Annotated in this window: 5 protein-coding genes; 4 read left to right on the top strand and 1 reads right to left on the bottom strand. The window is 70.5% G+C overall.

Translation table 11 applies throughout. The features are described 5' to 3' along the window. Positions 1–324: 324 nt before the first annotated feature. The 3 genes from DMC18_RS04970 to DMC18_RS04960 are packed head-to-tail and all read left to right on the top strand — an operon-like array spanning position 325 to position 9,963. Entirely contained in the window at positions 325–6,993 is a 6,669-nt protein-coding gene (locus tag DMC18_RS04970; protein WP_110132738.1) for an ice nucleation protein, read from the top strand. Between the two features lie 58 nt (positions 6,994–7,051). Beyond that, positions 7,052–9,010: a glycosyl transferase gene (locus tag DMC18_RS04965; protein WP_233248066.1), complete on the top strand. Its 1,959-nt coding sequence runs from the start codon at positions 7,052–7,054 to the stop codon at positions 9,008–9,010. Next, complete coding sequence (locus tag DMC18_RS04960) at positions 9,007–9,963, top strand: UDP-glucuronic acid decarboxylase family protein (protein WP_110132736.1); 957 nt, start codon at positions 9,007–9,009, stop codon at positions 9,961–9,963. The genes DMC18_RS04965 and DMC18_RS04960 overlap by 4 nt, the downstream gene beginning before the upstream one ends. Before the next feature lie 9 nt (positions 9,964–9,972). Here the strand turns inward: DMC18_RS04960 and DMC18_RS04955 are convergent, their stop codons facing one another. After that, positions 9,973–11,097: an NAD(P)/FAD-dependent oxidoreductase gene (locus tag DMC18_RS04955; RefSeq protein ID WP_110132735.1), complete on the bottom strand. Its 1,125-nt coding sequence runs from the start codon at positions 11,095–11,097 to the stop codon at positions 9,973–9,975. 290 nt (positions 11,098–11,387) lie between these two features. Here DMC18_RS04955 and DMC18_RS04950 point away from each other — a divergent pair. Beyond that, a partial coding sequence (locus DMC18_RS04950) for a tetratricopeptide repeat protein (RefSeq protein ID WP_146217977.1) occupies positions 11,388–12,046 on the top strand: 659 nt, incomplete at its 3' end.

Genomic DNA, 12,046 nt, shown 5'->3' with positions numbered 1-12,046 from the left:
CCCGCGAAAGCGGGGACCCAGGTGTTTTATCGTCGAGCGCCGCGGGTTTCAGAAAAAGCCGGGGTCCCCGCTTTCGCGGGGATTTTACGGATTGGGGTTCGGGCCACCCGCTTATCCACCACCGCGCGCCTTTGTATCGCGAGAGGTTGCGGTTTGTGTCGCCGCCGACGTCCCTCAGCAAAACCCCGCCCATGAAATCACCAGCATGTGCGCAAGCACATAGGCTGGCCGCCCTCGCGGTCGTTCTTGGAAGCTGGGGCTTTTGGGTCTGGAGACCACCACCGCGACAGGGTCGAAGTTCGACGCCTGGCAAGGCCGCCGGCCGTGAGCTCCTACGTCTCCTCCCTGAGCGCCGCCCAGATCTCGGCGCTGACCACCACCGCGGTCTCGGCGCTCACCAAGACCGACATCGCGGCGCTGTCGACGGACCAGATCCAGGCCTTCACGGTCGAAGAGATCCAGGCCCTCTCGTCGACCCAGATCACCTATCTGTCGACCAAGCAGGTCGCGGCGCTCACCACGACCCAGATCTCGGCCCTGACGGTCGGGCAGATGTCGTTCAGCGCCGCCCAGCTGTCGGTGCTGATCGACGACCAGATCGAGGCCTTCGGCGTCGACGAGATCGCCGCCCTCACCACCCAGCAGATCAAGGGCTTCACTGCCACCGAGATCGGCGAACTGACCAGCGCCCAGTTCGCGGTGCTGTCGCCGACCCAGCTGTCGGCCCTGACGGTCACCCAGATCAAGGGCCTGACGACCGAGCAGATCTCGGCGCTGACCACCACCCAGTTGGCGGGCCTGACCTCGACCCAGCTCGGGGCGATGACCACCACCCAGGTCAGCGCCCTGACCACCACCGCGATCGCCGCCCTGACCACGACGCAGGTCAAGGGCCTGACCGCGACCGAACTTGGCGCCCTGTCGACCGAGCAGCTGGCGGTGCTGAGCACCACCCAGATCGCCGTGCTCAGCACCAAGCAGATCCGCGGCCTGACGGTCACCGAGATCGTCGCCCTCAGCATCGAGCAGCTGAATGCCCTGAGCTCGACCCAGGTCGGGGCCCTGACCACCACCCAGATCGACGCCCTGACCACCACCGAGGTCGCGGCCCTGACCATCACCCAGATGGACGGGATGACGGTCACCGAGATCGCCGCCCTCGACGCCGAGCAGATCGCCGCCCTCAGCGTCACCCAGATCGACGAGCTGTCGAAGACCCAGATCAAGGGCCTGACGGCGACCGCCCTGTCGGGGCTGACCTCGGAGCAGGCCTCGGCCCTGACCGCCACCCAGCTCGGCAACCTGACCACCACCCAGGTCAAGGGCCTGTCCGAGGACTTCATCTCGGCCCTGACCACCACCCAGCTGCGCGGCTTCACCTCGACCGAGCTGGCGGCGCTGAAGACCACCCAGATCGAGGCCCTGACGGTCGAGCAGCTGCAGTCGCTGACCACCACCCAGATCCGCGGCCTGACGACCACCTCGCTGCAGGCGCTGAACGCCACCCAGTTCGCCGCCCTCAGCGAGACCCAGATCGGGGCCCTGACGGTCACCCAGATCAAGGGCCTCAGCACCACCGAGATCTCGGCCCTGACCGAGACCCAGCTGTCGGGCCTGACGGCCGTGCAGGTGGCGGTGCTGACCACCACCCAGATCGGCGCCCTGTCGGCGACCGAGATCAACGGCCTGACCACCTCGCAGCGGGCCGCCCTCACCTACACCCAGATCTCGGCCATCAGCGTCGACGAGATCGACGACCTGACCACCACCGTCGTCGCCGCCTTCACCACCACCCAGCTCAAGGGCCTGACCAAGGGCGAGGCCGCGGCCCTGACGGTCGAGCAGGTGTCGAGCCTGTCGTCCAAGCAGCTGGCGGCGCTCAGCACCACCGCGACGGCGGGCCTGACCGAGGACCAGATCGCCGCCCTGACCACGACCCAGGCGGCGGGCCTCACCTCGACCCAGATCGCGGCCCTGACCACCACCGAGGTCAGCGCCCTGACGGCGACGGTGCTGGCCTCGCTGAGCGCCAACCAGGTCAAGGGTCTGACCGCCACGGCCGCCGCCGCGCTGGACGCCGACACCCAGCTGGCGGCCCTGACCTCGACCCAGACGGCGGCCCTGACCACCACGGCGCTGGGCGGCCTGACGAGCGACCAGGTCGCGGCCATGACCACGACCCAGCTGGCCGCGCTGAACTCGACCCAGATCGGCGCCCTGTCGACCGCGGCCCTGGCCGGCCTGACCGCCACCCAGATCACCAGCCTCAGCACCACCCAGCTGCGCGGCCTGACCTCGACCGACATCAGCAAGCTGTCGACGACCCAGGTCGAGGCGCTGAGCGCCACCCAGATGGCCAGCCTGACGACCACCCAGCTGGCCGGGCTGACCACCACCGAGATCGCCGCCCTCAGCGGAACCCAGCTGGCGGCGCTCAGCACCACCCAGTTCGCGGCCCTGTCCTCGACCGGCATTTCGGGCCTGACCGAGGAGCAGGTCTCGGCCCTGACCAGCACCCAGCTGTCGGCCATGACCTCGACCCAGCTGCGCGGCCTCACCACCACCCAGCTGGAGAGCCTGTCGACCACGGCGATCTCCAGCCTGACCGCGACCCAGCTGGCCGGCCTGACGGCGACCCAGATCGCCAACCTGTCGACCGAGCAGGTGGCCTCCCTGACCACCACCCAGCTGGCCGCCCTGACGACGACGGCGATCGCGGGCCTGACCTCGACCGAGGTCGCGGCGCTGACCACCACCCAGGTCAAGGCCCTGACCTCGACCCAGCTGGCGGCCCTGACCACGACGGCGGTCCAGGGGCTGACCGCCACCGAGATCGCGGCGCTCTCGACCACCCAGCTGGCGGGCCTGACGACCACCCAGATCGGGGCGCTGACCACCGATCAGGTCCGGGCCCTGACCACGACCGAGATCGGCGCCCTGGCGACCACGCAGGTGGCGGGCCTGACCAAGACCGAGGTCGCCGCCCTGACGACGACCCAGCTGGCGGCCATGACCTCCACCCAGCTGAAGGCGCTGACCACCACGGCGATCACGGGCTTCACCGAGACCCAGATCGACGCCCTGACCACGACCCAGATCGCAGGCCTGACCTCGACCCAGATCGGCGCCCTGACGGCCACCGAGATCGCCGAGTTCGACGTCACCCAGCTGGCCTCGCTGACCACCACCCAGGTCAAGGGCCTCACCACCACCCAGATGGGCGCCCTGACCGCCGAGCAGGTGGCGGGGCTGACGACCACCGAGGTCGCGACCCTGACCTCGACCCAGATCGGGGCGATCAGCGCCGACGCCGTGGCCGGCCTGACGACCACCGAACTGGCCGCCTTCACCACCACCCAGCTGAAGGGCCTGAAGGCCACGCAGCTGGAGGCCCTGACCACCGGCCAGCTGGCCAGCCTCAGCTCGACCCAGATCGGCGCCCTGACGGCCACGGCCGTCGCCGGGCTCAGCGAAGACCAGATGGCCTCGCTGACCACCACCCAGCTGGCTGGCCTGACGACCACCCAGATCTCGGCCCTGACCACCGACGAGATCGGCGGCCTCGACGCCACCGACCTGCAGTCGCTGACCACCACCCAGATCAAGGGCCTGACCGCCACCCAGATCGAGTCGCTGGACACCGGGACCCAGATCGCGGCCCTGACCTCGACCCAGCTGTCGGTGCTGACCGCGACGGCCCTGGCCGGCCTGACCGAGGACCAGGTCGCGGCCCTGACCACGACCCAGCTTTCCGGCCTGACCTCGACCCAGATCGGCGCGCTGTCGACCGACGCCCTGGCGGGGCTGACCACCAGCCAGATCGGCGCGCTGACCACGACGCAGCTTTCGGGCCTGACGGCGACCGAGATCGCCAACCTCGCCACCACCCAGCTGGCCGCCCTCAGCACCACCCAGTTCGCGGCGCTCAACACCACCCAGCTCGCCGCCCTGACCGTCACCGAGATCGAGTCGCTGTCGGGCGAGCAGCTGTCGGCGCTGAACTCGACCCAGCTCAGCGCCCTCTCCACCACCGGCATCGCCGGCCTCTCGGCCACCCAGATCGCCTCGCTGACCACCACCCAGCTGACGACCCTGACGGCGACCCAGGTCGCGGCCCTGACCACCACCCAGATCGGCGGCCTGACGGTCACCGAGATGGCGGCCCTGACCACCACCCAGCTCCAGGCCCTGACCGCCACGCAGCTGGCGGCCCTGACGACGACCCAGCTGTCGGCCCTGACCACCGGCCAGATGGGCGCGCTGACCACGACGCAGCTGGGCGCCCTGACGGCCAACCAGGCGGCCAACCTCACCGCCACGCAGTTGGCGGCCTTCAACTCGACCCAGATCTCGGCCCTGTCGACCACGGCGATCGCCGGCCTGACGACCACCGAGATCGCCTCGCTGACCACCACCCAGCTGCGCGGACTCACCTCGACCCAGGTCGGGGCCCTGACCACCAGCGAGATCGCCGCCATCACCACGACCGGCCTGGCGGCCATGAGCACCACCCAGCTGCTGGGCCTGACCAGCACCGAGGCCGAGGCCCTGACCACCAGCCAGATCGAGGCCCTGACCTCGACCCAGGTGGCCGCCCTGACGACGACGGCGATCTCGGGCCTGACCTCCGGCCAGGTGGAGGCGCTGTCGACCACCCAGCTGCACCGCCTGACCTCGACCCAGATCGCGGCGCTCGATCCCGAGGCCCTGGCCGGCCTGACCACGACCGACATTTCGACGCTGACCACCACCCAGGTGAAGGGGCTGACCGCGACCGAGATCGCGTCGCTCACGACCACCCAGATCGCGGCCTTCACCACCACCCAGATCTCGGCCCTGACGGCCAGCGCCCTGACCGGCCTCAGCGACGACCAGCTGGGCGCGCTGTCGAGCAGCCAGCTGGCGGCCCTGACCTCGACCCAGATCGCCGGCCTCACCACCACCGAGATCGGCGCCCTGACGACCGAGCAGATCGCCGCCCTGACCACGACCCAGATCGCGGGCCTGTCGACCACCCAGATCGCGTCCCTGACCACCACCCAGCTGTCGGCCTTCAGCACGGCCGACATCGCCGCCCTGTCGACGACCCAGGTCGCGGCCCTGACCTCGACCGAGATCGCCAGCCTGTCGGTCGACCAGATCGGCGCCCTGACCGCCGCCCAGGTCTCGGCCCTGACGGCCACGGGGCTCAGCGGCCTGTCCTCGACCCAGCTGGCGGCCCTGACCTCCACCCAGCTGACGGCGCTCAGCTCGACCCAGATCTCGGGCCTGTCGACGACGCTGATCAGCGCCCTGACCACCACCGAGATCGCCGCGCTCACCACCACCCAGATGCGCGGTCTCACCTCGACCCAGATCGGGGCCCTGACCACCGACCAGATCGCCGGGCTGACCACCACCGGCGTCGCCGCCCTGACCACCACCCAGCTGTCGGGCCTGACCAAGACCGAGATGGCGGCCTTCTCGGCGGCGCAGCTCGGGGCCCTGACCACCACCCAGGTCTCGTCGCTGACGACCACGGCGCTGTCGGGCCTCACCTCCAGCCAGCTGGGCGCCCTGACCACCACCCAGCTGCGGCGGCTGTCGGCGACCCAGATCGCCGCGCTCAATCCCGACTCGCTGGTCGGCCTGACGACCACCGAGGTGGCGTCGCTGACCACCACCCAGATGGCGGGCCTGACCAGCACCGAGGTCGCCGCCCTCACCACCACCCAGATCGGCGCCCTGACCTCGACCCAGCTGGCGGCGCTCAGCACCACGGCCATTTCCGGCCTGACGGGCGACCAGGTCGCCGCCCTGACGACCACCCAGCTGTCGGGCCTGACCAGCACGCTCGTCCACGCCCTGTCGACCAGCGAGGTCGCGGCCCTGACCACGGCCCAGGTCGCGGCCCTGACCACCACCCAGCTTTCGGGCCTGACCGCCACCCAGGTCTCGGCCATGGAAGGCGAGGACGTCGCCTCGCTGACCGCCGCCCAACTGGCCAGCCTGACCACCACCCAACTGGCGGGCCTTGGCGCCGCGGGGGCCTCGTCGCTGAGCGTCACCCAGATCGACGACCTGTCCTCGACCCAGGTCTCGGCCCTGTCGACCAGCGCCATCGCCGCCCTGACCGCCACCCAGGTCGCCTCGCTCAGCACCACCCAGATCGACGGGCTGACGGCCACCCAGATGGGCGCGCTGAGCGCCGGCCAGATCGACGCCATGTCGTCCGAGCAGATCGCCGAGCTGACCACCACCCAGTTCAGCGGCCTGTCGGCCACCGGCGTGCAGGCCCTGACCGCCGCCCACCTGGAATCCCTGACCACCAGCCAGATCGCCGCCCTGTCGCTGGCCGGAATCTCGGGCCTGACCGCCGACGAGGTGGCGCGCCTGACCACCACCCAGGTCTCGGCCCTCAGCTCGACCCAGATCGGCGCCCTGTCGGCGACGGCGGTCACCGGCTTCACCGAGACCCAGATCGCGGCCCTGACCATCACCCAGCTGGCGGGCCTGACCACCACCCAGATCGGCGCCCTGACGGTGACCGACATCGGCGAGCTGACCACCACGGCCATCGCCGCCCTCAGCACCACCCAGCTGGGCGCCCTGGTGCGCATGCAGCTGCGCGCCCTGACCACCACCCAGGTCGCGGCCCTGACCACCACGCAGCTGGCCTCGCTGAGCACGACCCAGATCTCGAACCTGGCGGTGACCGAACTGCAGGCGCTCAGCGCCACCCAGTTCGCCGCTCTGACCTCGACCCAGGTCGCGGCCCTGACCACGGTGCAGCTCGACAACCTGTCGGCCACCGACATGTCGGCCCTGACCTACACCCAGATCTCGGGCCTCACGACGACCCAGATCGCCGCGCTCGGAACGACCTTCCTGGCCAGCCTGACGACCAACCAGATCTCGGCCCTCAACGCCGAGCAGATCTCCTACATGACCGCCACCCAGCTGGCCGCCCTCAGCGTCGCCCAGCTCGCGGCCGTGACCGCCGCCCAATACTAGAGCCCCCATCCCGATGCCGGATTCCGCCGCCCCAGCCGTTGCTCCCCCGATCGCGTCCTTGAGCGTCGTCGAGCTGATCAACGTCGCCGAGACCACGCGCCGCGAGCGCGGCCCCGCCGCGGCCGTGGCGATCTACCAGGTCTGGATCGCCGCCAACGGCGACAATCCCCTGCTCTATGCGGTGCTGTTCAACTTCGCCGTCGTCCTGACCGACAGCGGCGACCTGGCCGGCGCCCGCTCGCAGCTGGAACGGGCCGTGGTGGTCAATCCCGACTTCATCCCGACCTACATCAACCTCGGCCGGGTCTATGAGCGGATGGGCGCGGCCAATCTCGCCGTGCTGCAATGGACCGCCGCCACCGACAGGCTCGCGCCCGTCAACGGCCAGTCGATCGCCCACAAGACCACGGCCCTCAACCAGACCGCCCGGGTGCTGGAAGGCGCCAACCAGGACCAGCCCGCCGAGGCCATGCTGCGCCAGAGCCTGGATCTCGACCCGCGCCAGCGCGAGGCGATCCAACACCTGCTGGCCCTGCGCCAGCGCCAGGTCGAGTGGCCGATCATCGACCCCTGGGAGCGGATGGACGCCCAGGCCCTGATGACCGGCATGTCGCCGCTGTCTCTGGCCGCCTACGCCGACGACCCGATGACCCAGCTGGCGGCGGCCTGGAACTACAACCGCCTCGACGTCGGCGCGCCTTCCGAACTGATGGACCTGTCGGTCGCCCTCTCGCGCGGCGACGACCAGCCCCTGCGCATCGGCTACCTGTCGTCGGACCTGCGCCACCACGCCATCGGCCACCTGACCGCCGAGATCTACGGCCTGCACGACCGGTCCAAGGTCGAGGTCTTCGCCTATTACTGCGGCCCCGAACTGACCGACCCGCTGCAGAAGCGGATCATGGCCGACGTCGACCACTGGGTGGCTGTCAACCGCATGGACGACGCCACGGCCGCCCGCCGCATCGCCCAGGACGGGATCCAGATCCTGATCGACGTCAACGGCTACACCCGCGACGGCCGCACCCGGCTGCTGGCCATGCGGCCCGCCCCGGTGATCGTCAACTGGCTGGGCTTCCCCGGCACGACCGGCAGCCCCTACCACCACTACATCGTCGCCGACGACTTCATCATCCCGCCCGGCGACGAGGCGTTCTATTCGGAAAAGGTCCTGCGGCTGCCCTGCTACCAGCCCAACGACCGCAAGCGCCGCGTCTCGCCCTTCCCGCCCGCGCGGCGCGAGGCCGGCCTGCCCGACGACGCCGTCGTCTATTGCAGCTTCAACGGCATGCAGAAGATCACCCCCTTCACCCTGGACCGCTGGTTCACGGTGCTGGAGCGCGTGGAGAACTCGGTGCTCTGGCTGCTCAGCGGCTCGGAGGACTCGCACGCCCGCCTGAGGGCCAAGGCCGCCGAGCGCGGCCTGTCGCCCGAGCGCCTGGTCTTCGCCGACAAGATGGCCAATCCCGAGCACCTGGCCCGCTACGTCCTGGCCGACGTGTTCCTGGACGCCCTGCCCTACGGCGCCCACACCACGGCGTCGGACGCCCTGTGGATGGGCGTGCCGATCGTCACCCTGGCCGGCCGCAGCTTCGCCGCTCGCGTCTGCGGCAGCATCCTGCGCGCGGCGGGCCTGCCCGAACTGGTCTGCGACACGCCCGACGCCTTCGTCGACACGGCCGTCGAGCTCGGCCTCGACGCCGACCGCCTGGCGCGGCTGAAGGCCCGGATCCTTACCCTGCGCGACGACAGCGTCCTCTTTGACACCCCCGGCCTCGTCTCCGCCCTGGAAGACCTCTACGCCGGCATGTGGCGCGATCTGCGCGAGGACCGCCTGCCCGTTCCCGACCTCGCCAATCTCGACGCCTATCTGGAGATCGGCGCGGCCCAGACCCACGACGCCTTCGACATGCTCAGCGTCGAGGACCATCGCGGCTGGTGGCGCGAACGCCTGGCCCGCCGCCACGCCCATCGCCCGATCCCGGCCGACAACCGCCTCTGGGACCAGCAGTCATGAGCCAGCGCGTCCTGGTCACCGGCGGGGCCGGCTTCCTCGGCTCGCACCTCTGCGAGGCCCTGCTGGCGCGGGGGCAAGAGGTGCTGTGCGTCGACAACTTCTTCACCGGCCGGCGCGCCAACATCGCCCACCTGCTGGGCCACCCGCGCTTCGAGCTGCTGCGCCACGACGTCACCTTCCCGCTCTATGTCGAGGTCGACGAGATCTACAATCTCGCCTGCCCGGCCAGCCCGCGGCACTACCAGCACGACCCCGTCCAGACGACCAAGACCAGCGTCATCGGCGCGATCAACATGCTGGGCCTGGCCAAGCGCACCAAGGCAAGGATCCTCCAGGCCTCGACCAGCGAGGTCTATGGCGACCCCGAGGTCCACCCGCAGGTCGAGGGCTACTGGGGCCGGGTCAATCCGATCGGCCCGCGCAGCTGCTACGACGAGGGCAAGCGCTGCGCCGAGACGCTGTTCTTCGACTACCGTCGCCAGCACGGTCTCTCGATCAAGGTCATGCGCATCTTCAACACCTACGGCCCGCGCATGGACGTCGACGACGGCCGGGTGGTCAGCAACTTCGTGCTCCAGGCCCTGCGCGGCGAGGACATCACCCTCTATGGCGAGGGCGCCCAGACCCGCAGCTTCTGCTATGTCGACGACCTGATCGCCGCCATGATCCGCCTGATGGCGACCGACGACGCCGTCACCGGCCCGATCAACGTCGGCAATCCGCACGAGATCACCATCCGCGACCTGGCCGAGCGCGTCATCGCCCTCGCCGGCTCGACCAGCCGCCTCGTCCACCGCCCCATGCCCAGCGACGACCCCCGCCAGCGCCAGCCCGACATCACCCAGGCCAAGACCGCGCTGGGCTGGGAGCCATCGACGGCGCTGGACGAAGGGCTGTCGCGGACCATCGGCTATTTCCGCGACCTGTTGGCGGCGGAGCGGCGGACGGCTTAGGTCCATCCCTCACTCACGATCGAAGAGCGCAACCACGCTCTGAGGGGCGTCAGCGCCGAAGAACCGCTCGTGGTTGCGGGCGGTCTCGGCGGCGACCTCGGCGCTTCGGGGAAACAGCCTGCTCTCATACGCGGCGAGCGCGGCCTCGATATCGCCCGGTGAGGCGATGATCGCCTGGGCGAGCTCGGCGCCGTCGAGCAGGGCGAGGTTCGCCCCCTCCCCCGCGAACGGGGACATCAGATGCGCCGCATCCCCCACCAGGGTCAGGCCCGGCGCGCGCTTCCAGCCATGGCCGACCGGAAGCGCGAAGATCGGCCGCAGAATAGGGCGCGTGTCGCTCTGGGTGATCAGGGCGGTGAGTTGCGGCGCCCAGCCCGCGAACTGCTCGGCGACCTTGGCAAGGCCGGTTCCCGCGTCGCTGAGATCCAGGGCGTCGAACCAAGCCTGCGGCCTGTTCAGGGCGGCGTAGGTGCGAAGCGTCCCATCCGCATAGCGGTGCGCCAGAACGCCCTTGCCCGGCGCCACGGCCATCAGGGTGCCCTCGCCGATCGCCTCGGCGCTGGCCTTCAGCCGCGTGTCGCCCTCCAGCACCGTGGTTTCGATGAACGAGGTCCCCGTATAGCCGGGCGTCGCGTCCGACAGCAGCGGGCGAACCTTCGACCAGGCGCCGTCCGCGCCCACCAGCAGGCCGGCCAACGCGGTAGAGCCGTCGGCGAAACGGATCTCGTGGCGCCCGTCTCCTCGGGGTTCGATGGCGGCGACCTTTCGACCCCATTGGATCGCCTGAGGCGGAAGGGAGTCGATCAGCATCCGGCGAAGATCGCCGCGGTCGATTTCCGGACGATCCCCTCTATGGCTGCCGGGCTTGTCGAACAGGATGGTCCCGTCCGGCCCGACGATGCGCTTGGCGTCTTCGCCGGGACGAACCAGGCGCAGGAAGGCCTCGAAAAGCCCTGCGGCCCTGAGCGCGACCTGGCCGTTGTACGGGTGGATGTCGAGCAACCCGCCCTGCGTCCTGGCGCTCCCGGAAATCTCGGCTTCGTAGATCGTCGCCGGAACGCCGTGGAGATGCAGGACGCGGGCGAGGGTGAGGCCGCCGAGACCGGCGCCGATGATCGTTACGGGGATGGGCATGGTTGCGCTCCTGCCGCTTGCCGACAGCGCGCACGGGCGCCGACGCAGCGAATGCCTGTGATCAGGCGGTTGGTGGGGAGACGCTGGCCTGGCCGCGCGAAACGCTGGGCCAGGATGCAGGCGACGGCCTGGGGACAGGCCGTCATTTTCGCGACGGATCAAGATTACAGCCTTCGACGGCGCGACACAATCAAGGTCCCGCCCTCGCCCACAAACCGCCACCGACCGGCAATCGCGAAGCAAACTTCACCGGCCACAAGCGGCGGAAGATCGTCAGCCGGACCGCGCCCATGCCTCGCCCCCAACCCGTCGCCCTGCTCCAGGACGGCCTGGCCGCCCATCGCGGCGGCGACCTGGCCAAGGCCGAGCATCTCTACCGCGCCGCCCTGGCCGCCGATCCGCAGCTCGACGACGCCGCCCACTATCTGGGCGTGGTGGCCCAGCAGCGCGGCGATCTCGCCGGCTCCGTCCGCCTGATCCGCGCCGCCCTGGCCAGGAAGCCGACCGCCACGGCCTGGTCCAACCTGGCCAACGCCCTGTGGCTGCAGGGCCAGCTCGCCGAGGCCGAGCACGCCTGCCGCCAGGCCCTGGCCCTCGACCCGACCTGCGGCCCCGCCCTGCAGAACCTCGGCAACGTGCAGAAGGCGGCCAAGCGCTACGACGAGGCCGAGGCCACCTACGCCCGCGCCCTGGCCCTCAGCCCCGGCAACCCGGACCTGCTGTCCAATCTCGGCGTGGTGCTGGGCGCGCTGAACCGGCCGGACGAGGCCCGCGCGGTGTTCGACCAGGCCCTGGCCGCCCGCCCCGGCTTTGCCGCCGCCCTCTTCAACCTGGCCAATCTCGAGACCGCCTTCAGCGACCTCGACACCGCCCTGGCCGCCTATGACCGCCTGCTCGCCGTCGCGCCCGCCCACGCCGACGGCCACGCCGCGCGCGGCGCGGTGCTGCG

Source organism: Caulobacter sp. D5, from assembly GCF_003185805.1.
Lineage (GTDB): Bacteria > Pseudomonadota > Alphaproteobacteria > Caulobacterales > Caulobacteraceae > Caulobacter.
Note: the sequence above shows the minus strand (reverse complement) of the source record. Positions and strands in the feature narration are given on the sequence as shown.

Bases quoted from the DNA above. Each gene is read 5' to 3' on its own strand.
- DMC18_RS04955 (WP_110132735.1), bottom strand. From the start codon at position 11,097: ATGCCCATCCCCGTAACGATCATCGGCGCCGGTCTCGGCGGCCTCACC.
- DMC18_RS04960 (WP_110132736.1), top strand. From the start codon at position 9,007: ATGAGCCAGCGCGTCCTGGTCACCGGCGGGGCCGGCTTCCTCGGCTCG.